Origin of the sequence: Streptomyces sp. NPDC102441 (genome assembly GCF_044765585.1) — a bacterium.
In the GTDB taxonomy this organism is placed as follows: domain Bacteria; phylum Actinomycetota; class Actinomycetes; order Streptomycetales; family Streptomycetaceae; genus Streptomyces.
Genome location: NZ_JBIWKH010000001.1, coordinates 492,989 through 514,502, shown reverse-complemented (window position 1 = coordinate 514,502; position 21,514 = coordinate 492,989). Strand labels below are relative to the sequence as shown.

Sequence of the window (21,514 nt, the reverse complement as noted above, 5' to 3'; positions counted from 1 at the left end):
TGGCGGGAAACAAGCAGGGTTCCACTGCCCTTCGGGTACGCGAGGCCAGTGCTACGGCCCCCTGGACCGTATCTCTTTCCCGAACGGAAGGGAGAACGGGCCCTCCGCTTCGAACGCGAGGTCAACCCTGCGTCTGGGAGTTGCCCGGAAGAGTGACCTGAATTCGACAGCCGCGGGCGGATTCGGCCACCCCGATGCGGCCGCCGTGCAGATCCACCGCCCAGCGTGCGATCGCGAGCCCGAGCCCTGTGCCGCCGTCGGAGCCAGGCCCGTGCGGGGAGGGCGCCTGGCCGCGGTTGAAGCGCTCGAAGACCCGGTGGCGCTCCGCCTCCGGGATGCCGGGCCCCTCGTCGACGACCTCCAGCTCCAGCGACTCGGGACACTCCCCGCGCCGCGCCAGCACGGTGACCCGGCCGTGCGGCGGGCTGTGCTTGACGGCGTTGTCGATCAGGTTGGCGACCACCTGGTGCAGCCGTTCCGCGTCCGCGTACGCCGTCAGCTCGGGCGGCGACACGTCGAGATGCAGATGGACGTCGGTACGGGAGTGGTTGCCCGAGCCGGAGGAGAGTCGGCGCTGGGAGGCGGCGAGATTGGCTTCCTTCAGCACGCCGGACAGATACGGCCAGACCTCGAAGCGGCGCGCCTTGATCGCGACCACGCCGTTGTCCAGCCGGGAGAGGTCCAGCAGCGTCTCCACCAGTCTGCCCAGGCGTTCGGTCTGTTTCAGCGCCGTACGCATCGTCTCCGGATCGGCGGCGGACACCCCGTCCACCACGTTCTCCAGTACGGCTCTGAGCGCCGCGATCGGTGTGCGCAGCTCATGGGAGACATTCGCCACCAGCTCCTTGCGGTGCCGGTCCTCCGCCTCCAGATCGTCCGCCATGCGGTTGATCGTCTGCGCCAGGTCGCCGAGCTCGTCCCGCCGCCCGGCGCCGCTCACCCGTCTCGTGTAGTCGCCGTGGGAGATCGACCGGGCGACGGCGCGCATCTCGTCCAGCGGCGCGGTCAGACCGTGCGCCACGAACTGGGTGATCAGCAGAGTGGCGATCACCGAGAAGACCGTGATGAACCGGAACTCGGTCCTGGTCCGCAGGGCGACGATCAGCAGTCCGGTCGTGATGAACACGGAGACCACCACGAGCGTGCCCAGCTTGGCCTTGATCGAGAAGGGCCGCAGTCCCGAGCCGGGCGGCGTCATGGCGCGGGTGTCTCCAGGGCGTAGCCGACGCCGTGCACGGTACGGATCCGCTCGGCGCCGATCTTCCGGCGCAGAGCCTTGATGTGGCTGTCGACCGTGCGGGTCCCGGAGGCGTCCGCCCAGTCCCAGACCTCGGCCAGCAGCTGTTCCCGGGACAGCACCGCGCGCGGTGTGTTGGCCAGGCAGACGAGCAGGTCGAACTCGGTCGGGGTGAGGTGGACGTCGTCGGCGCGCACCCTGACGCGGCGCTGCGCGTGGTCGATCTCCAGCTCTCCGAGGCGCAGGATGCCGCTGCGCGGTGTCACCGCTGCCAGTGCGGCCCGCTCGACCCGGCGTAGCAGGACGTGGACCCGCGCCGCCAGCTCCCGCATCGAGAAGGGCTTGGTCATGTAGTCGTCGGCGCCGACCCCGAGCCCGACGAGCATGTCGGTCTCGTCGTCGCGTGCGGTGAGCATCAGCACCGGCACGGGGCGCTGGGCCTGCACGCGGCGGCAGACCTCCAGGCCGTCGAAGCCGGGAAGCATGATGTCGAGCACCATCAGGTCGGGCTGCCAGGCCTCGGCCGCGTCGACGGCCGCCGGCCCGTCCAGTGCGGTCTGCACCAGGAAGCCCTCGGCCCGCAGCCGGGCGGAAATGGCGTCGACGATTGTTGCGTCGTCCTCTACCACCAGCACCCGGCGCTGAGCCCCGGGGGTGGCCGCGACGCCGTTGTGGGTGGTGTGTGTCTGTTCCATCGCCCCGCCCCTGCCCGTTCTCGCGGAGGCCATTCCCCCGGAGGCACGGTTATCGCTTGTGGATTTCGTCGGTGATCCCTTGTGCCGGTCAGAGCGTAAAGGCACAAGGTGCCTCTCGGCTACGCAGGGTGTTGTCCGTCGTGAAGGTGTTACCCACGGGAAAGGAGACGGATCGGCGGACTTGTGCCGCCCGGTCCATGGTGCGGCAGGGATGTGGATACCGGGTGGGGGTTCAGTCGGTTCGCAGTGCGAGATGGACCACGTCCGGCACACCTCGGGCAACGGCTACTTCTTCGGTCGTTACTGCGTGGAATCCGGCATTCCGCAAGGCTTCGCCGAACTCGGCGGACGGCTGGGCGGACCATACGGCGAGAACTCCACCGGACGTCAGACGTGCCCGGCAGGCCGCGAGACCGGGGGGTGAGTAGAGGTTTCCGTTGTCCTGGGTGACGGTCCAGTCGGGGCCGTTGTCGATGTCCAGGCACAGGGCGTCGTAACGCTCCGTGGCCGTATGGAGATGGGCGACGAGGTCCGTACGGAGGATCTCGGTCCGGGGATCGGCGAGCGCCGCCCCGGAGATCCGGCCGAGCGGCCCGTCGAGGTGCCAGTCCACGATGGCCTGCTCCCGCTCGACGACCGCGATCCGGCCCCAGCGCGGCTCGGCCGCGGCCCGCACCAGCGAGAAGCCGACGCCGAGTCCGCCGATCAGCACCGACGGGTCCGGCCGGCCGTCGGGCAGGGCGGCGAGCGCCGCGTCGATCAGCAGCCGCTCGGAACGCCCGTCGGAGGTGTCCATCAGGAAGCATCCGTTGGCGATGATCTCGAAGTTGTCGCCGTGCTCCCGCAGGACGACTTCGCCGAACGGCCCTTCGCGCCGGTCGAGGACGACGGGGCGGTGGGTGTCTGGGGCGTGCATGGTGCGGTCTCCGGTCTCCGGTCGGCGGCGGGTGGTCCCAGCCGGTCATTGTCCCCCGCCGAGAGCCCCTGGACCAGCGGTTTCCGTGTCCGTCGTGCGGGACCACCGGCAGGTACGGCCGACACCAGGGAATGGGCGTGTTCCTCGGAGTGCTGCCGTAGACGTGCATGTCCGGCTTCTCGCAGGCGGGGGCGGCCGATGTGGGTGATCGCTGAGAGCGAACGTGGCCCGGGGAACATTCGCAGGCTCACAAGCATTGAGTCCACATAGCTCAACTTGCCTGCCGAAGGGGAGATCATGACTACTGAGTCGAATGGGTCGAAGGCGTTCACGTCGGTCGACCTGCCCGTGCTGCCGCTCGACGACGAGGTCGTGCTGCCCGGGATGGTGGTGCCGCTCGACCTCTCGGACGCGGAGGTGCGGGCCGCGGTCGAGGCCGCGCAGGCCGTCGCACGACCCGGAGGCGGCAAGCCCGAGGTGCTGCTCGTGCCGCGCATCGACGGGAACTACACCGGGACCGGCGTCCTGGGCACGGTCGAGCAGGTCGGCCGGCTCTCGGACGGTGACCCGGGTGCCCTCATCAGGGCCCGTGACCGGGTGCGGATCGGCGCCGGGACCAGTGGCCCCGGCAGCGCGCTGTGGGTCGAGGGCACCAGGATCGACGTATCCGTGCCCGACCCTTCCCCAGCCTCGGCTTCGCTCGGCCGGGGAGACCCCAACCCCGGCTCGGCGGCCGAGCTCGCCAAGGAGTACAAGGCGCTCGCCACCAGCTGGCTGAAGAAGCGCGGCGCCTGGCAGGTCGTCGACCGGGTCCAGCAGATCGAGGACATTTCCGCACTCGCCGACAACTCCGGCTACTCGCCCTTCCTGACCATCACCCAGAAGGTGCAGCTGCTGGAGACCGTGGACGCGGTCGACCGTCTGAAGCTGGCCGTCCAGTGGCTCGGTGAGCACCTCGCCGAGCAGGATGTCGCGGAGTCCATCGCGAAGGACGTCCAGGAGGGCGTCGACAAGCAGCAGCGCGAATTCCTGCTGAGGCGTCAGCTCGACGCCGTACGCAAGGAGCTCTCCGAGCTCAACGGCGACCCGGAGGACGAGTCCGACGACTACCGGGCCCGTGTCGAGGCCGCCGACCTGCCGCAGCACGTCCGCGAGGCGGCGCTCAAGGAGGTCGAGAAGCTGGAACGCGCCTCCGACCAGAGCCCCGAGGGCTCCTGGATCCGGACCTGGCTGGACACCGTCCTCGAACTCCCCTGGACGGAGCGGACCGAGGACGCCTACGACATCAAGGGCGCCCAGGAGATCCTGGACGCCGAGCACGCCGGGCTCCAGGACGTGAAGGAGCGCATCACCGAATACCTCGCGGTGCGCAAGCGGCGTGCCGGCCGGGGGCTCGGTGTGGTCGGCGGCCGGCGCGGCGGCGCCGTGCTGGCGCTGGTCGGTCCGCCCGGCGTGGGGAAGACCTCGCTCGGCGAGAGCGTCGCGCACGCCATGGGCCGCAAGTTCGTCCGGGTCGCGCTCGGCGGTGTCCGGGACGAGGCGGAGATCCGGGGCCACCGGCGTACGTACGTCGGCGCGCTCCCCGGACGCATCGTCCGGGCCATCAAGGAGGCCGGTTCGATGAACCCGGTCGTCCTGCTCGACGAGATCGACAAGGTCGGTTCGGACTTCCGGGGCGACCCGGCGGCCGCCCTGCTCGAAGTCCTGGACCCGGCACAGAACCACACCTTCCGCGACCACTACCTGGAGGTCGAACTCGACCTCAGTGACGTCGTGTTCCTGGCCACGGCCAACGTCGTCGACGCCATTCCGGAGGCTCTGCTCGACCGCATGGAGCTCGTCACGCTGGACGGTTACACCGAGGACGAGAAGGTCGTCATCGCCCGTGACCACCTGCTCCCGCGCCAGCTGGAGCGGGCCGGTCTGGAGAAGGACGAGGTCGGCCTGGACGAGTCCGCGCTGCGCAAGCTGGCCGGCGAGTACACCCGGGAGGCAGGGGTGCGCAATCTGGAGCGGGCCGTCGCGCGGCTGCTCCGCAAGGTCGCGGCCCAGCACGAACTGGGTGATCGGGACCTCCCGTTCACGGTGTCCGAGCAGGACCTTCGGGGCCTGATCGGCCGTCCGCACCACGTGCCCGAGTCCGCCCAGGACCCCGCCGAGCGCCGCACGGCGGTGCCGGGTGTGGCCACCGGGCTCGCGGTGACCGGAGCGGGCGGCGACGTGCTCTTCGTCGAGGCGTCGCTGGCCGACCCGGAGACCGGGGCGTCCGGGCTCACGCTGACCGGCCAGCTCGGTGACGTGATGAAGGAGTCCGCGCAGATCGCTCTCAGCTTCCTGCGGTCGCACGGCGCCGAGCTGGAGCTGCCGGTCGCCGACCTCAAGGACCGGGGTGTGCACATCCACTTCCCGGCGGGCGCGGTCCCCAAGGACGGCCCGAGCGCGGGTATCACCCTGACGACGGCGCTGGCCTCGCTGCTCTCCGGACGGCTGGTCCGCACGGACGTGGCGATGACCGGTGAGGTGTCACTGACCGGACGGGTGCTGCCGATCGGCGGCCTGAAGCAGAAGCTGCTGGCCGCGCACCGGGCCGGCATCACCACCGTCGTGATCCCCCAGCGGAACGAGGCCGACCTGGACGACGTCCCGGCCGAGGTCCTCGACACCCTGGATGTCCACCCGGTGACCGATGTCCGCCAGGTGCTGGAGATCGCGCTCGCGCCGGCCTCGGACAGGGTGCGGGACAGGATCCCGGCCGCCGCGTAGGCGCCATGCAGTGACGGGCGTGGCAGCACGCCGACGGCCGGTACGGACGGCCCGCCTTCCCCGGAAGGCGGGCCGTCGCGCGTGCGGCACGGGTCGGGGGCGGCAGACCGTGCCCGGCTCGGGTTCCGCCGGGGCCGTCAGCCGGCGACTCGTCGTGCCGGTTCAGCCGTTCGCGAGTGCCACCACGCGGTCGAGCGCGCCGTTGAAGTGGTTGTGGTCGCCGACCGTCGGGCCCGACGACGTGTACTGCCACATCGTGTGGACGCCCCAGCCGGCCGGGAGTTCGCCGACGGTGGTGTTGTAGCGGGCCACCCAGAGGGGGTTGGTGGTGCCGAAGCCGGCGTTGTTGCCCGTGCAGTCCTTCCACCAGCTGGTCGCGGTGTAGATCACCGCGTCACGCCCGGTGCGCGCCTTGTAGGTGTTCACGAAGTCGCGGATCCAGGCGACCATGCCGGCCTGGGTCTTGCCGTAGCACTGCGCGCCGTACGGATTCCACTCGATGTCCAGTACGCCGGGCAGCGTCCTGCCGTCCTTGGACCAGCCGCCGCCGTTGTCCACGAAGTAGTTGGCCTGGGCCGCACCGCTGGTCGTGTCCGGAGTGGCGAAGTGGTAAGTGCCCCGGATCATGCCGACGTCGTAGGAGCCGGTGTACTGCTGCGTGAAGTACGTGTTCTTGTAGTACGTCCCCTCGGTGGCCTTGACGTAGGCCCACTTCACGCCGCTGTTCCACAGGGTCGGCCAGGCGACGGCGCCCTGGTGGCTGCTGACGTCCACGCCTTCGGTCTGGACGGCGTTCGTCCCGGTGGGGGTGGAGGCCCCCTGGCCGTCGTGGGCGATCACGCCCTGGCCCATCCTCGCCGTACCCCGTTCGGGGACGGTTGCGGCGCCGGCCGCGGACGCCGCGCCGGGCAGCGTGAGCGGGAGGGCGAGGGCGGCCAGGAGCGCGCCCGCCGCGAGGAGACGGGGACGTCGGGCTGCTGCGGTTCCGGATCTGAGCACGGGCATTGCGTGCCTCCGAGGGCTCGGTAGGGAGCTCGATGGCCCCAGGAGCGGGTGCGGGACACTCCTGCGGTAGATGCGTCATGGTGTGGACATGCCACTGATGACACTCACGAAGCTACGCACGTAGACCCGCGCTCCGGAAGGGGGCCTGGTCGATGCCGGAGGTCTACGCCTGCGAAATACTGGCCCAGCTGCGGTGATGGCCGGAGTTGAAAGAAACTTTCATCGGCGGGAAAGCGTATGAGGGGTGCTGACGTGCACGGGAGCGGAAGCGATGGTGAACCCGGTGCGACGGCCGGAAGTGGTGTGGACCATGAGTTCCTCGCCCTGGAGCGGGAGTTGGCCGTCTTTCTGCGCCGGGCGCGGGCCAATTCGGGGGAGATGGCCCGTGAGGTCCATCCGGATCTGGAGGCCGCGGCCTACGGGCTTCTCGTACGGCTGGAGTCGGCAGGACGGCAGCGCGCCACCGATCTCGCCGCCTACTTCGGGGTGGGCAAGGCGACCATGAGCCGCCAGCTGCGGGCCCTGGAGGGCCTCGGCCTGGTGGCCCGGGAGACCGACCCGGCCGACGGCCGCGCCTCGCTCGTACACCTCACCGGGGAGGGCCTCGCGCGCTTCCGCAGCGTCCGTGACGCCCGCCGGGGGCGTTATGCCAGCAAGCTCGCGGGCTGGGACCGGGCCGAGATCGCGGAACTGGCGCGACTGCTGCACCACTTCAACGAGCGCGCCGAGGACTGAGGGGCCGGGGGGTGGCCGTCACAGCTCCACCAGGACCGCTGTCGCGTCGTCATGCGTCTTGCCGCGGCGCAGGTGCAGGCGGTTGCTGTCGGCCCGTTCCAGCTTCCTGACCCTGCTGATCAGCCCCTGCGGGCCCACCTGGCGCAGCAGCATCAGGGTGGCCTTCCAGTCGCCTTGGTGGAACATCTCCATCCAGCGGCTCGCCCCGTCGGTCAGGGCCGCGAGCGCCCGGACCTCCGCCCGCGGGCTCTCGCCGGTCACCGCTCGTGACGACACCGAGGGGTCCGCGGCCGCAGTGAAGAAGCCGCCCTCCTTGTTCCGTACGCGCGCGTCCGCGATCTCCTCCGAGGCGAGCGATCCTGGCGGGAGCCGGTCGAGCCGGTCGTCGAGCACCGGCCGGACCGTGCCGTCGGGCGCCTCGACGAGCAGAGCGGAGTCGGAGAGCACCAGGTGCTCGACCCGTTCGTCGTCCCAACGCGCCAGGACCACTGTTGCCTGAGGCGTACGCGGGTGAGAAAGGTCACACAGGGGACGGTGTGTGTCGGCGGTGCGCCGGATGGACATCGAGAGGATCTCGGACAGCGTCAGATCCTGTCGCGAAGCGGACAGTTCGGCCAGGGCCCCTCCGAGCCGCGCGGTGAACCAGGGGACCGAGTGCACGCAGCCGTCGCTGCCCGGCGGTGGCGTGACGCCGTCGAGCAGGATGAGGGTGCCGCCCAGGCCCGCCGCCGGTGCGGCGGCCGACACCCAGTCCTCGTTGGGGCGTTCGGGGCTGCCCGGTTCGGTGGCGAGTTCGATGCGCATCCGGCCAGTCTGCACGACGCCGTCACGGACCTCGCATGATCCGGCGGTTGGACCGTACCAGCAGGTCAGGTGACCCTCATCTGCGGAATCCGGGAGTCCGCGCATATGCGGGCGGGCATACTGCCAAAGCCTGGCCCGAAGTTCCACCCGGCGGACCGTGCATGGCCCGCGGCGCCCGTGGGGAGACTTGTTCGCCAACTCCGGAGTGTTGTTCACTCCTTCGAGTGGCGGAGCGGTTGATGTGCGCCCCCCTCTCAAAAGCGCTGGAATGGTCAGAAGCCGTACGGCGCACACCAGAGTGGGGTGCCCACTCATGTGACTGTGCGTCACCTCTGCTTCAAGGGCGGACGAGTCAAGATTGCGAGCACCGGTGCAGAAGAAGCGGCCTCGGAGCAAGGACGGCACGCGCGAGGATTCCGGGGCGACGCCTCCGGCAGCGGGTACCTCCAGGCGGACCGTGCGGGTGCGCAGCAGGCTCGTCGCCGGCGTTGCCGTCGTGGGGATCACCGTCATCGCCGCGGGTGCCCCGGCGGCCCTCGGCGCGTCCTCCGATCTCAACGAGTCCCAGCAGCTGGTGACGCTCGCCGAGCTGGACCAGCAGGCGATCACCCTCGCGCACTCCCTCGCGGACGAGCGCGACGAGGTGACCGCCTTCATCGCGGGCGGCCGTGAGGACGAGGACGGCAAGGGCGGCACCACGAGCCCAGCGGCCCGGGTCGACCAGCAGGTGGACGAGATCCGGGAGGCCGCCCCCGCGGCGCTGCGCCGGGACCTCGCCACTGTCCCCTCGCTCCGCCGGACCGCCCTCACCGGCAAGGGCTCGGCGATGGAGGCCTACCAGGCGTACTCCGAGGTCATCGCGAAGCTCCACGGCCTCGCCGGCGAGCTCGCCGAGAAGACCCCGCCGCGTGCCGCCGACGCCACCCGCGCCCCGCTCGCCCTCGGCGGTGCAGTGGAGCAGGCCTCCGCCGCCAGGGGACTGCTCCTTGCCGCGCTCGCCGTGCCCGGCACGAAGCCGCCGCAGCAGCAGATCGACCCGTTCACCGGTCTTCCCGTCCGGACCCAGGGCGAGAGCGACAGCGAGGACGACCGCAACCGCGACGAACTGAGCGCCGCCGCCCAGCAGGCGCGGGTGCGCGAGCTCGCCTCGCTCGCCGAGTTCGACCAGGCTGCCGGGCCTGCCGCGCGGGACAGGCTCGCCTCCACGGTCACCGGACCCGAGGTCGCCACCGCGGAGAAGTACCTCACCCGGTTCACCGACCGCCCCGAACTGTCCGACTCCGACCGGGAGGCCGACCCCAAGAAGGCCGGGGCGGCGCTCTCCGCACGGATCGACCGCATGCGCGGAGTCGAGTCCGCCCTGGGCACCGCGCAGGTCAAGCGGCTGGAGGGACTGCGCGACGACGACGTCACCGCGCTGGAACTCCGCCTCGCCCTGCTCGGCGGCTGCCTCCTGATCGCCGTCGGCGTCTCCACCGCGGTCGCCCGCACCCTCACCCAGCCGCTCGCCGTCCTGCGGCTCGGCGCCGGCCGCATCGCCGCCGAGCCGGAGACCGCCGAACCGGTCCGCTACAACGGGCGCAACGACGAGTTCGCCCAGGTCGTACGGTCCATCAACGCACTCCACGGCAAGCTGCACGGGCTGCACCACGACGTCGGCGGCCGGCTCGAGAGCCTGCAGACCGAGCGCGGCGAACTGGTCGCCGGCCGTGAGGCCCTCACGCTCCAGCGGGCCGAGCTCCAGGTCACGGTGGCGGAGCTCACCGGACAGCTCGAACGGCTGCGGAACACCGTCCATCACACCTTCGTCAACCTGTCGCTGCGCACGCTCGGCCTCGTCGAGCGCCAGCTCGGCGTCATCGAGGGCCTGGAGGAGCGCGAGCAGGACCCGGAGCGCCTCGCGACCCTCTTCAAGCTGGACCACATGGCCACCGTCATGCGGCGCCACAGCGAGAACATGCTGGTCCTCGCGGGAACCGATCACAACCACGGGCACGCGGGCCCGATCCCGCTCGTCGACGTACTGCGCGCCGCGGTCAGCGAGATCGAGCGGTACGATCGGGTCACCATCCAGTCCCTGCCGCCGCACGCCCAGATCGCGGGCTTCGCGGCCGACGACCTGAGCCACCTCGTCGCCGAACTCCTGGAGAACGCGACCTCCTTCTCCCCGCCGGACTCCCATGTCGAGCTCTCCGGCTGGCTGCTGGAGACCGGGGAGGTGATGCTCTCCGTGCAGGACGAGGGCATCGGCATGTCGGCGGTCCGGATGAGCGAGCTCAATGCCAGGCTGGCAGACCCGGCCTCCTTCGAAGCGGGCGAACAGGCCGCGGACGGGGCCGGTCTCGGTCTTCAGGTGACCTCGCTGCTGGCGGCCCGCCACGGCGTACGGGTGCAGCTGCGCGAACAGAAGGGGAGCGGGGTGACCGCGGTCGTCGTCCTTCCGCAGGCGCTGCTGCCCAAGGCGCCGCCCGCCGCTTCTCCGCCGCCCGTACCCCGCCCCGGGGACGCCCCCGCGCTGAATCTCCCGGGATCGGTCGCGGAGGCGAACTCCAACGCGCTGCCGCCCCGTTCGCCGCTCCCCGACGAGGACCCGCTGATCGCGGCCGCCGAGCGGACCCTTCGGACGGCGGCCCCGCAGCCTGCGGCGCCGGAGCCCGCCGCGCCGGCCGCCACTGAGCCCGAGCCCGAGCCCGACGCCGGCCCCACCGGCGATGAGTCCGAGTCCGAGGCCACGATGCAGGTCCGGCTGCCCGCGCAGCAGGACGCGCCGAGCCCGTACGCCATCGGGCCCGACCGCCACGAGCGCGCCGCCGACACGAGCCCTGCACCCGCGCCCGCAGCCCCGGCCGCCGAGCCCGCCGCCGCCCTTCCGGGCCCCCGGCAGCCGCTGACCGGACTGGGCGAGGAGGTGCCCGACCCGGCGCCCCTGCCCGCCCGCGTCACGGACAAGGGGCTGCCCAAGCGCACCCCGAAGATCGCGGCACCGCCGTCGGCCCCGGCCGCCGAGCGCAAGGGCAGCCTGGACAAGGAGGCCCTGCGCCGCCGGCTCGGCGGGTTCCACCAGGGTGCGAAGGACGGCCGCCGCGAATTCGAGGCGGAGATCGCCGAGACCGGACCAGAGACCGACCATGACCGTACCGACGGTCGAATCGATGAGACGGGGGACACAGTCGAGGAGGCACGCAGTTGACTGCGCCCAGCACATTCGGGCTGAGCACCGAGGCCCGGAACCTGCACTGGTTGCTGAGCAATCTCGTGGAGGAGGTGCCAGGGGTCCACTCGGTCACCGTCGTCTCGTCCGACGGGCTGATGCTGCTCTCCTCGGACCCCGGTCTCGCGACGCCCGAGGCGGCACGGCAGACGGGCCCCAGGGGTTCCAGCGCCGACCTCGCCACGATCGTCTCCGGTATCGGATCCCTCACGATCGGCGCCGCCAAGCTGATGGACGGCGGTGGCGTCAAGCAGACGATGGTCGCCATGGACGAGGGCAGCGTCTTCGTCATGTCGATCAGTGACGGTTCCCTGCTCGGTGTGCACGCCACCCCCGACTGCGACATGAGCGTCGTCGCCTACCACATGGCGCTCTTCGTCGGCCGTGCCGGACACGTACTCACCCCCGAACTCCGCAGTGAGCTGCGCAAATCGATGGAGAGCACCCAGTGACGTCAGCTGCTGAACCCGTACGAAAACTCCCCGTCCGGGGTGCCGACCGCAAGGCCGCACGGGTCCGTCCGTACTCACTCACCGGCGGCCGCACCCGCTTCGGCCACGTCCTGCTCGTCGAGACGTTCGTCGCCGCGCTGGACGCCTCCGAGGAGCGCCGGGAGCTCACGAACGGCAATCTCGCCTCGCGTGTCATGCCGGAGCTCCAGGCCATCGTGGAGCTCTGCCGCCGCATGCGTACGGTCGCGGAGATCTCCGCCCTGCTGAAGATGCCGCTCGGTGTGGTCCGGGTGCTGCTCAGTGACTTGGCCGACCAGGGAAAGATCCGCGTCTACGGAACCGGTCACGGCACCGGCCAGCCCGACCGCGCGCTGCTCGAAAGGGTGCTCAATGGACTCCGCCGTCTCTGAGGCGCCGCTCTTCACTCCGCGTCAGCGGGAGCCGCAGGAGCGGCCCGACGAGCCGGCACAGACCTGGCAGCTCGACCACACCCGTGCGCCGATCGCGACCAAGATCGTGGTCGCCGGCGGGTTCGGTGTGGGCAAGACGACCTTCGTCGGCTCGGTCTCCGAGATAACCCCGCTGCAGACCGAAGCGCTGATGACGCGGGCCGGCGAGGAGACCGACGACCTCACGGCCACGCCCGACAAGGTCACCACGACCGTCGCGATGGACTTCGGCCGGCTCACCCTGGACGACGACCTCGTCCTCTACGTCTTCGGAACGCCCGGTCAGCAGCGCTTCTGGTTCATGTGGGACGACCTGGTGCGCGGCGCGATCGGCGCGGTCGTCCTGGCCGACACACGGCGCCTCGCCGACTGCTTCGCCGCGCTCGACTACTTCGAGAGCTGCGGCCTTCCCTACATCGTGGCCGTCAACCACTTCGAGGGAACGACCGGTTACGAGGAGGACGATGTCAGGGAGGCCCTGACAGTAGCTCCGCACGTGCCTGTTGTGATCATGGACGCGCGTAAGAGGATCACCGTCGTCGAGGCGCTGCTCGCCCTGGTGGGCCACGCACTCGACGTCGCCCCCGAGTAGGGCCGGCCGGTCCAAGACAGACGCGCCCAGTACACGTAACGGAGAACCGCGATGCGGAAGATACTCATAGTCGGAGCCGGCCAGTCCGGTCTCCAGCTGGCCCTCGGGCTGCAGTCCAACGGGTACGAAGTCACCCTGATGTCCAACCGCACCGCGGACGAGATCCGGTCCGGCCGGGTCATGTCGACGCAGTGCATGTTCCACACGGCTCTCCAGCACGAGCGCGACCTCCAGCTCAACTTCTGGGAGTCGCAGGCCCCGCGGATCGAGGGTGTCGGCGTCTCGGTCGCCGGTCCGGACTCCTCGCGTGTGATCGACTGGGTGGGCAAGCTGGACGGCATCGCCCAGTCCGTCGACCAGCGCGTGAAGATGGCCGGCTGGATGGAGACCTTCGCCCAGCGCGGCGGGCAGCTCGTGATCCACGGTGCCGCGGTCTCCGACCTGGACTACTTCTCCCGCACGTACGACCTGGTGATGGTCTCGGCCGGCAAGGGCGAGCTGGTCTCCATGTTCGGCCGGGACGCCTCCCGTTCGCCGTACGACGCCCCGCAGCGCGCGCTGGCCGTCGCCTACGTCCACGGCCTGGGCCCGCGGCCCGAGCACCCGGACTTCGACGCGGTGCGGTGCAACCTGGTCCCGGGCGTCGGCGAGCTCTTCGTCATGCCGACCCTCACGACCTCGGGCCGCGCGGACATCCTGTTCTGGGAGGGAGTCCCCGGCGGGCCGCTCGACGCCTTCCAGAGCATCAAGGACCCCTCGGAGCACCTGGCCAAGACGCTGGAGCTCATGGAGACGTACACGCCGTGGGAGTACGCACGCGCCACCAAGGTCGAACTGACCGACGCCAACGCGACACTGGCGGGCCGTTACGCCCCCACCGTGCGCCAGCCCGTCGGCCGGCTGCCCGGCGGCGGCCTGGTCCTCGGCGTGGGCGACGTGGTCGTCGCGAACGACCCGATCACCGGCCAGGGTTCCAACACCGCGTCCAAGTGCGCGCACTCCTACCTGCACTCGATCCTGGCCCACGGCGACCGGCCGTTCGACGAGGAGTGGATGGAGGCCACGTTCGAGCACCACTGGGAGAACACCCAGCACGTCGTGAAGTGGACGAACGCGATGCTCGCGCCGCCGCCGGAGCACGTCCTGAACCTCATCGGCGCGGCCGGCCGGCTCCAGCCCGCCGCCGACCGGTTCGCCAACGGGTTCAACGACCCGGCGGACTTCGAGAACTTCTTCTACGAGCCCGAGAAGACGAACGCGTACCTCGCCGAGATCTCGGGCGCGCAGGGCTGACGCCGCGCGGGAACCGGGCCGTCACGCACGTCACGCGTGCGTGAAGGCCCGGTTCTCACGCATCCGGGGTGTCGTATCCCGTGTCCGCCCCCGAAGTGGCGCCCTCAGGCAGTTCCGGCAGCGTGTAGGCGCTGAGCGGCTCGCCGCCGGGGTCGGGGCGTACGGCCCCCAGCAGCGGGTTCGACGCCAGTGGCGAGACCTTCACCGTGGCCCCGGGCCTGGGTGCCTGCACCACGAGGCCGTTGCCGATGTAGAGCGCGACATGGGTCGCCTCCGGGAAGTAGACCACCAGATCGCCTGGGCGCAGCGAGCCGACCGGCACCTTCGGCAGCTGCCGCCACTGTTCCTGCGAGGTGCGGGGGATGGTCCGGCCCGCCGTGGACCAGGCCTGCGAGGTGAGCCCGGAGCAGTCGTACGACTCCGGTCCTTCCGCGCCCCACACGTAGGGCTTGCCGATCTGCTCGATGGCGTAGCGGACGGCCTCCCCGCCCTCCTCGGACGGTGGCCTCACGGAGCTGAGTGCCCCCGAGGCGGTCAGGGCGTCCTGGGCGGTGCCGATGTTCTTCTCCTCCAGCTCGGACAGCGCGGCGAGCTGCTCCGCCGACAGTGAGGCGAGCATCGCCTCGATGCCCTTCAGCCGGGACCGCACGGTGTCGCGCTGCTTCTTCTGCCGCTCGGCCAGCACCCGCTGCCGCTCCTGCGCCTCCCGGGACTTGGCCTCCAGGGCCTCGGCGCGCTTCTCCGCGCCGGACAGCCGGTCCACCGCGGCCGAACGGCCGGCCTGGGCGCGCTCGATGACATGGCTCTGCTCCAGGGCGCGTGACGGGTCCTCGGCCAGCAGCAGCCGCATGTACACGGAGAAGTCGGTGCTCCCCTGGTACTGGTCACGTGCCAGCCGTCCGGCGTCCCGGCGCCCGGCGCCCAGCGCGGTGCGGGCCCTGGCGAGCTCGGCCCGCAGCCTCTTGGCCTCCGCGGTGCGCTTCTTCAGCTCTTCCTCGGTGCCGTTGAAGACCTCGCCGGCCTCCTCGGCCTTGCGGTAGAGCGTCTGTAGCTGCTTCAGGAGACCCGCGACGCTCTGCGGTGCCCCGGCGGCCGGCGCGGGGGCCGGCTCCGGCCCTGACGGCGGCTCGGCGACGGCGGGGGAGGCGCCGGGGGAGACGGCGACGACCGCGGCCAGCGCCGCCGTGCAGAGGGCGTGTACGACTCTGCCCGGCACGGCATCACCTCCGGTGTCAGGGGTGGTGCCGATTAATCGGACAACCCCACAAGTGGTCGGATCTCGTCCATCCGGTCACTCGGCCCCGGGTGATGCAAGGACCGCCAGGCGTGCCGTCCCGGGCGTACCCCGGACGGCGGACGCCCGGAGCAGCTCACTCCACGGGGAAGGCGTAGAAGGCCCGCTCGCGCTGGACGACGGCCGTCTTCCCGGCGGCCAGCACCTTGTACGGCGCGCTGACCGTGGCGCCCTTCGGGTCCTGGGCGCCGATGTCCTGGAACTTCCACAGCCGGCGCCCGTCCGCCGCTGCGAACGCGGTCACCTGCGAGGCGTCGGCGGCGAGCAGCGTCTTCCCGCCACCGCTCAGCGTGAGCGCGGGGGCGCCGCCGCCGGGCGGAACCTCGGTGGACCGCCGCCAGAGCAGCTTCCCGGTCTTCCGCTCGACCGCGCCGACCTCCTGGTTGCGGTTGGTGGTGTGGAGGAGGGGCCCGGCCGGGAGCGGTGTGCCGAAGACGGACGACTCGGTGCCGTTCAGCGTCCAGACCGGTTTCCCGGTACCGGTCTCGAAGGCCTGGAGGTCGTCGCCCACCGCTCCGTACAGCTGTCCCTCCTCGCCGCCGGTCGCCCCGCCGTCGGGTGCGACCTGGCCGAACTGCCGGGTCCACAGCTGCTTCCCCGTCGTGCGGTCGAAGCAGCGGAAGGTTGCCTTGCCCTTGCCCGCCGCGGCATCGGCGGGGGTGAGCGTGCCCGCGTCCTGGCGTACGACGAGGTCGGCGTCCCGGACGGCGACCAGCTCGTAGGCAGGGGTGCCGGGCGCCCGGCCGGCGGGGACCGCGACGCGCCAGAGCTCCTTGCGCTGCTCGATGTCGTACGCGAAGAAGTACGCCTTGACGACCTGCTTGTCCTTGCCGGGCTTCTTGCCCTTCTTCGGCTTCGGCGCCTTCTCGGTGACGGTGTGGGAGCCGGCGAACCAGAGGACGGAGCCGGACAGACCGGTGAGCGGGGCCACCTTCATGTTCGGTACGCGGGTGAACTGGTCCACGAAGCGCACCCGGTGCACGACCCGCCCGTCCTTCGGCGACAGCCAGAGGAATTCGGTCGGGCTCGCCAGGAGGCAGAGGCCGTCGCCGGCGGCCAGGACCGTCTGGGCACCGGCGGCGTCGGCACGCTCCCAGGCCTTCCGGCCGGTCCGGAGGTCCACGGCGGTCGCCCCGGTGGTGTCCGTCAGCACCAGCAGCTTGTCCTGCCAGACGCCCGCGGTGAGCGGGGCCGGCGCGGCGGCCGGGTGCGTGTACGTCCATCGTGGAGCCGGCGCCAGACCGGGGACCGTGGGGCGGGGCTCGGCGGCCGGTTTGTCGTCCGCCGCGGTGGCGGTCTCCTCGGACCCGAGGACTGACATGGCGGCCCCGCCCAGAAGAAGCCCGGCGGCACCGGCGGCGACAGTGGTGAGCAGCGCACGCCGGCTGGTCGCCGGGGCGGGCGCGGGGCGAGGCGCGGCAGCCGGCGCGGCGGGAGGCAGTGCGGCGGGCAGTGCCTGGGGGAACGGCGCGCCCTGCGGGGCGGCGGCCGGGTAGGCGTACGGATACGGCTGTGCGGGTGCGGGTGCGGGTGCGGGTGGCGCGGTGGCTGCCGGGGGGTGCGGGGGCGCGGCTCCGGCCGCTTCCTGGGCCACCGCGAGCTGGGTCGTCGCCCGGTCGGCCCGTGGTGCGCGCGCCCCGGCCCCCAGGAAACGGGTGGTCCGGCTGTCCTCGCCGATGTCTCCGCTGCCCGTGGGCACCGCGTCGGAGGGCTCGCCGCCCTCCTGCACGGCGGCCCCGGCCGTCTCTTCACGGACCGGCGCCTCCAGCGCCCGGACCCGCGCCGCCTGGTCCTTCACGGCGGCCTCCACCGGCCCGGGAAGCCAGCCGCCCTTGGCGAGGCCCGCCGCGCCCTCCAGCGCCAGTTCCGCGGCGGCCGACCCCGCACCCGGCCGGTCGTCAGGATCCTTGGCCAGGCAGCGCGCGATCAGCGCGCGCACATCATCGGGTACGGCGCCGAGTTCGGCGGACCCGTGTGCGATCCGCTCCGCCGCCTCCTCCGCAGGACCCTCGGCGAGCGGGGTCGTCCCCGTCGCCGCGTACGCCAGCAGCAGGCCCAGGACGAAGAGGTCGGACGCCGGGCCGACTTCCCTGCCCTCGACCTGCTCGGGGGTGAGGTAGCCCAGTCGTACGGACAACTGCCCGCCCTCCCGGGCCTCGGCCCCTACAGCGGCTCCCAGCGGCCCGAACGCGGTCAGCCGGGGCCCGTCCTCGGCCAGCAGCACCGTCTCCGGCGCCAGCCCCTGGAGCACGGCCCCGGTGGCGTGCACCCGGGAGAGCGTCTCGGCCAGACCCGCGCCCAGTATCCGTACGGCACGCTCGGGCAGCGGGCCGGCGAGGCCGATCGCCTCGGCGAGCGTCATCGCGGGCACATAGGCGGTGGCCGTCCACAGGCCGTCGTCGTCCGGCGGAACCAGCGGCGACTGCACCCAGCCACCGGCCAGCCGCTCGGCGGTGCGGGCCTCGGCCCGGAACCGGCGCCGGAAGGCGGGCACGGAGGCGAGGGCGGGCCTGGCGGCCGTCACCACGGCGAGGTCGTCGCGGTCCCCGCCCCGGGCCAGGAAGTGCACGGCACTCGCGCTCTCGCGGAAGCGCGCCAGCGCGGTGTACGGGCCGAAGCGGCGTGGATCGTCCTGACGCAGCGCCTCCATGGCGCACCCCCCTTGTGACCGTGCCCTCGGCACCTGACCGCCGATCTTACGGGCGGGGCTCCCGATGCCGCTCAGGACCCGCTGCGGCGCCTGGTCCAAGGCCACTTGGGGGCGAAGCGCTCACGGCCCTCGGGGGCGTACTCGTATACCCAGCCGCGCTGTAGCCCGAGACGCTTCGAATAGCCCGCCGGAGTGCGCCGGTAGGCGTACACGGTGGCGGGCCCGCCGTCGGCGTCCGGCACCGGGACCTCGTACCACTTGGGCGGATGGCCGGTCGGCCCGAGCAGGACGGGCAGCACCCGGCCGTCCAGGGGCCCGCCGCGGAAGGACGTGTTCTCGCTTTTCACGGAGCCAGTCTGACCCAGGGGCAGCCCGACAGGCTCTCAGCCCGGCGGCAGCAGGTGCGCGGCCCGGCCCGCCACCGGGATGATCAGTGTCGCGAGGCGCCCGGCGGGGCCGTCGGCGGTCTCCTTGCTCAGCAGGTCCGCCACCACGGTCTCCGTCTCCTCGTCCGAGGCGGCGGTGGCCGCGAGCAGGGCCATCAGGTGGTCGACCAGCCAGCCCCGCAGGTCCGAGGCCGCCGGCTGCTTGCCCTCGTCCAGCCAGATCAGGGACGCCGCCTCCACGGCCGCGATCCAGGTGCGCACCATCATCCTCAGGCGCGGACCGGCGGGTTCCTGCTCAGGGCCGCCGCCCCGGCCCAGATGGAGCAGGATCTGCTCGGCCGCCGACCGGCGCACGCCGTCCACGATCGTGGACGTACGCGAGGTCTCGGCCACGCTGCCACCGCGCAGCAGGGCGCTGAAGCCGGCGTCGTGCTGGTCGACGAAGCCGAGGTAGCGGTCCAGGACCCGGCTGACCCGCTCGGTCGGCGGACCGACGGCGGGCTCCGCGAAGCAGAGCGTCAGCTGCTCGGCGGCCGACCCGAGAGCCGCCTCGTACAACTGCTGCCTGCCGCCCGGGAAGTAGCGGTAGACCAGCGGACGGGACACCCCGGCCGCGGTCGCCACCTCGTCGATCGACACGTCGTCCGGCGCCCGGTGGGCGAAGAGCGTGAGCGCCGCGCCCAGCAGTTGGGCGCGGCGTTCCTCGACACCGAGCCGTCGGTACGCGCGGGCCGGCGGTGCTGCGGGTGCGGAGGTCATACTCCGAAGCCTAAGCGCTACCCGCAGAAGCGGGGCCGGCCTCAGGCCAGCAGACCCGAGCTCTTCCACAGCCTGCGTCCCACCCCGTTGAGCACGCCGATGTCGTCGAAGAAGTCCGTGAGCCGCTTCGCTCCCGTCTGCATGACCTCCGCCCGGTGGCCGCTGGCCTGCACCTGGGCGACGGCCTCGCGGCGGTCCAGGCCGACGTTCTCGTACACCTGCGGGTTGACGAAGCAGACCGAGAACACGCGTGCCGCCTCCCCGCAGTTGAGCCGGGTCAGCCTGCGCTGCCAGGGGGGCGCGGTCACCATCTGCCGGCGCAGCTCCTCGCGTGCGTAGCGCACGTGCCGGGCCTCCTCGACGACATGGATGCGGGTCACTCCGCGTACGAGCGACTGGACGCGCTCGTCGGGGAAGGTGAGCCGCTGCATCCAGTCCAGGATCTCCTCGCCGAGCAGGGTCGCGGCGAACGAACCGGGGGTGGTGGACACGGTCTTCAGCACCCGCGCCAGGTTGTGGTAGCGCCGGGGGACCGGGTAGGCGGGTGCGCCGCCCCACTCGATCATGCGGGCGAACATCATGGAGTGCCGGCACTCGTCGGCTATCTCGGTGAGGGCGTAGCGGACGTGCTTGCTGGTCACGGACTTGTCGTAGATGTGCCGGACGAGCAGCTGCATCAGGATGATCTCGAACCAGATCCCCAGCGAGGCCAGTGACGCCGCCTCGTGGCGGGCCAGGTCCATCCGCTGTTCCTCGGACATCTTCCGCCACAGCGAGGTGTCGTAGAGGGAGACCAGCTCGGGGGGCCAGAACCACTTGCCGTCCTCGACGGCCGCGTCCCAGTCGAGCTCGGTGTCCGGGTCGAAGGAGTGCTTGGCCGAGGCCTCCAGCAGGCGGGCCGCGACCTGTTCGCGGTCCTTGAGCGGGCCGAGCGCATCGCGCAGCGCCTGTATGTCCTCGTCGGTCACTGTCGTCACGGCTGAAGGCACCTCGCAGAGGGGTTACCGGCGGTCAAGTTTTCGCTCATGGCTTATGAGACCGCCTGTCAGCAAGGCAGTCAATCCCTTGTGCCCGACTTGTTGACCGCGCGTCTACCAACGTGTGAACCTGCCAACTGACGTCAGCACCACGGAATGCACCAACCTCGCCGGGCGAAGGAGCTGTCCGTGTCGACACACGACCTCTACACCACCCCACCCGCCGCGCCGACATGGCAGGTGCCCGCCTCGGGCGCGGCCCGGTTCAGCTGGGACTACGACGACGGCCGCGAACGCCTCCTGGCCCTGTACCAGAAGGGCAAGGACAAGCAGTGGGACGGCAACAAGCGCATCGACTGGAGCCTGGAGGTCGACCCCGCCGACCCGCTGGGCACCCCGGACGAGGCCCTCACCCTCTACGGCACCCCGCACTGGGCGAAGATGACCGAGCGGGACCGCGGCGAACTGCGCAAGCACTACACCTCCTGGCAGTTCAGCCAGTTCCTCCACGGTGAGCAGGGCGCCATGGTCTGCGCCGCCCGGATCGTGGAGTCGGTCCCCGACCTGGACGCGAAGTTCTACTCCGCGACCCAGACCATGGACGAGGCGCGGCACGCGGAGATATACGGCCGCTTCCTGCACGAGAAGATCGGGATGCTCTACCCGGTCAACGACAACCTCCAGGGACTGCTCGGCGACACCCTGCGCGACTCCCGCTGGGACATGCCCTACCTCGGCATGCAGGTCCTCATCGAGGGGCTCGCGCTCGCCGCGTTCGGCATGATCCGCGACACCACGACCAGGCCGCTGCCCAAACAGATCCTCGCCTACGTCATGCAGGACGAGGCCCGGCACGTGGCCTTCGGGCGGATGGCTCTCCGCGACTACTACAAGCAGCTGAGCGACGCCGAACTGCGCGAGCGCGAGGAGTTCGTCATCGAGGGCTGCTACCTCATGCGCGACCGGCTCAGCGGTGTCGAGGTCCTGGAGAACTTCGGCATCGGCAAACAGGAGGCCAAGGACCTCTCCGAGCACTCGGAGTATCTGCAGCTCTTCCGCAAGCTGCTCTTCAGCCGGATCGTCCCCTGCGTCAAGGACATCGGCCTCTGGGGCGAACGGCTCCAGAAGGCCTACGTCGACATGGGCGTCTTCGAGCTGGGCGACTCGAGCCTGGACCTGCTGATGGCCCAGGACGAGGAGATAGCCGAGCAGCTGGACCGGGACCGCTTCGCGGTGGAGGAGCAGGAGCGGGTCGCGGAGGTCGCGGAGGCGATAGCCGAGGGCGGGACGGGCTGA

At 71.4% G+C, this 21,514-nt stretch carries 18 protein-coding genes; 8 read left to right on the top strand and 10 right to left on the bottom strand.

Annotated features, from left to right (window positions below):
- Positions 1-121: 121 nt before the first annotated feature.
- The 3 genes from ACIREO_RS02380 to ACIREO_RS02370 all read right to left on the bottom strand — a co-directional run bounded on the left by ACIREO_RS02380 (position 122) and on the right by ACIREO_RS02370 (position 2,848).
- Complete coding sequence (locus ACIREO_RS02380; RefSeq protein ID WP_404103839.1) at positions 122-1,198, bottom strand: ATP-binding protein; 1,077 nt, start codon at positions 1,196-1,198, stop codon at positions 122-124.
- Positions 1,195-1,932 carry a response regulator transcription factor gene (locus tag ACIREO_RS02375; RefSeq protein ID WP_014154105.1) on the bottom strand — a complete coding sequence of 246 codons (738 nt, stop codon included), beginning with the start codon at positions 1,930-1,932 and terminating at the stop codon, positions 1,195-1,197. Before ACIREO_RS02375 ends, ACIREO_RS02380 begins: the two co-directional genes overlap by 4 nt.
- Before the next feature lie 232 nt (positions 1,933-2,164).
- Complete coding sequence (locus ACIREO_RS02370) at positions 2,165-2,848, bottom strand: spermidine synthase (RefSeq protein WP_404103836.1); 684 nt, start codon at positions 2,846-2,848, stop codon at positions 2,165-2,167.
- Positions 2,849-3,145: 297 nt separating this feature from the next.
- Here ACIREO_RS02370 and lon point away from each other — a divergent pair, with 297 nt between their 5' ends.
- Positions 3,146-5,611 (top strand): endopeptidase La, encoded by a 2,466-nt coding sequence (gene lon / locus ACIREO_RS02365; RefSeq protein ID WP_404103833.1) that lies wholly within the window; start codon positions 3,146-3,148, stop codon positions 5,609-5,611.
- A gap of 162 nt (positions 5,612-5,773) precedes the next feature.
- Here lon and ACIREO_RS02360 read toward each other — a convergent pair whose 3' ends face one another.
- Complete coding sequence (locus tag ACIREO_RS02360; protein ID WP_404103830.1) at positions 5,774-6,616, bottom strand: lysozyme; 843 nt, start codon at positions 6,614-6,616, stop codon at positions 5,774-5,776.
- Between the two features lie 237 nt (positions 6,617-6,853).
- On the opposite strand from ACIREO_RS02360, the gene ACIREO_RS02355 reads away from it, so the two are divergent.
- The gene (locus ACIREO_RS02355) at positions 6,854-7,351 is read left to right on the top strand and encodes a MarR family winged helix-turn-helix transcriptional regulator (protein ID WP_404103826.1); all 498 of its coding nucleotides are present in this window, start codon (positions 6,854-6,856) and stop codon (positions 7,349-7,351) included.
- A gap of 18 nt (positions 7,352-7,369) precedes the next feature.
- Here the strand turns inward: ACIREO_RS02355 and ACIREO_RS02350 are convergent, their stop codons facing one another.
- Complete coding sequence (locus ACIREO_RS02350; RefSeq protein ID WP_404103823.1) at positions 7,370-8,155, bottom strand: hypothetical protein; 786 nt, start codon at positions 8,153-8,155, stop codon at positions 7,370-7,372.
- A 370-nt stretch (positions 8,156-8,525) separates the two neighbouring features.
- Between ACIREO_RS02350 and ACIREO_RS02345 the strand changes: the two genes are divergently transcribed.
- The 5 genes from ACIREO_RS02345 to ACIREO_RS02325 are packed head-to-tail and all read left to right on the top strand — an operon-like array spanning position 8,526 to position 14,152.
- Positions 8,526-11,345 (top strand): nitrate- and nitrite sensing domain-containing protein, encoded by a 2,820-nt coding sequence (locus ACIREO_RS02345; RefSeq protein ID WP_404103821.1) that lies wholly within the window; start codon positions 8,526-8,528, stop codon positions 11,343-11,345.
- Positions 11,342-11,818, top strand: a complete 477-nt coding sequence (locus ACIREO_RS02340; protein WP_404103818.1) for a roadblock/LC7 domain-containing protein — start codon at positions 11,342-11,344, stop codon at positions 11,816-11,818. The genes ACIREO_RS02345 and ACIREO_RS02340 overlap by 4 nt, the downstream gene beginning before the upstream one ends.
- A complete protein-coding gene (locus ACIREO_RS02335) occupies positions 11,815-12,228 on the top strand; it encodes a DUF742 domain-containing protein (RefSeq protein ID WP_404103814.1) in 414 nt (137 codons plus the stop codon). The genes ACIREO_RS02340 and ACIREO_RS02335 overlap by 4 nt, the downstream gene beginning before the upstream one ends.
- Positions 12,209-12,859 carry a GTP-binding protein gene (locus tag ACIREO_RS02330; protein ID WP_404103811.1) on the top strand — a complete coding sequence of 217 codons (651 nt, stop codon included), beginning with the start codon at positions 12,209-12,211 and terminating at the stop codon, positions 12,857-12,859. The genes ACIREO_RS02335 and ACIREO_RS02330 overlap by 20 nt, the downstream gene beginning before the upstream one ends.
- A gap of 51 nt (positions 12,860-12,910) precedes the next feature.
- On the top strand, positions 12,911-14,152 hold the full coding sequence (locus ACIREO_RS02325) for a styrene monooxygenase/indole monooxygenase family protein (RefSeq protein WP_404103808.1): 1,242 nt from the start codon (positions 12,911-12,913) through the stop codon (positions 14,150-14,152).
- A 55-nt stretch (positions 14,153-14,207) separates the two neighbouring features.
- Here ACIREO_RS02325 and ACIREO_RS02320 read toward each other — a convergent pair whose 3' ends face one another.
- The 5 genes from ACIREO_RS02320 to ACIREO_RS02300 form a co-directional block, all read right to left on the bottom strand.
- On the bottom strand, positions 14,208-15,368 hold the full coding sequence (locus tag ACIREO_RS02320; protein WP_404103806.1) for an NlpC/P60 family protein: 1,161 nt from the start codon (positions 15,366-15,368) through the stop codon (positions 14,208-14,210).
- A gap of 154 nt (positions 15,369-15,522) precedes the next feature.
- Entirely contained in the window at positions 15,523-18,096 is a 2,574-nt protein-coding gene (locus tag ACIREO_RS02315) for a PQQ-binding-like beta-propeller repeat protein (protein ID WP_404103803.1), read from the bottom strand.
- A gap of 71 nt (positions 18,097-18,167) precedes the next feature.
- Entirely contained in the window at positions 18,168-18,443 is a 276-nt protein-coding gene (locus tag ACIREO_RS02310) for a hypothetical protein (RefSeq protein WP_404103800.1), read from the bottom strand.
- A gap of 36 nt (positions 18,444-18,479) precedes the next feature.
- Entirely contained in the window at positions 18,480-19,241 is a 762-nt protein-coding gene (locus ACIREO_RS02305) for a TetR/AcrR family transcriptional regulator (protein WP_404103797.1), read from the bottom strand.
- A gap of 41 nt (positions 19,242-19,282) precedes the next feature.
- Complete coding sequence (locus ACIREO_RS02300; RefSeq protein WP_404103794.1) at positions 19,283-20,218, bottom strand: diiron oxygenase; 936 nt, start codon at positions 20,216-20,218, stop codon at positions 19,283-19,285.
- A 189-nt stretch (positions 20,219-20,407) separates the two neighbouring features.
- On the opposite strand from ACIREO_RS02300, the gene ACIREO_RS02295 reads away from it, so the two are divergent.
- Positions 20,408-21,514 carry a ferritin-like domain-containing protein gene (locus ACIREO_RS02295; protein WP_404103791.1) on the top strand — a complete coding sequence of 369 codons (1,107 nt, stop codon included), beginning with the start codon at positions 20,408-20,410 and terminating at the stop codon, positions 21,512-21,514.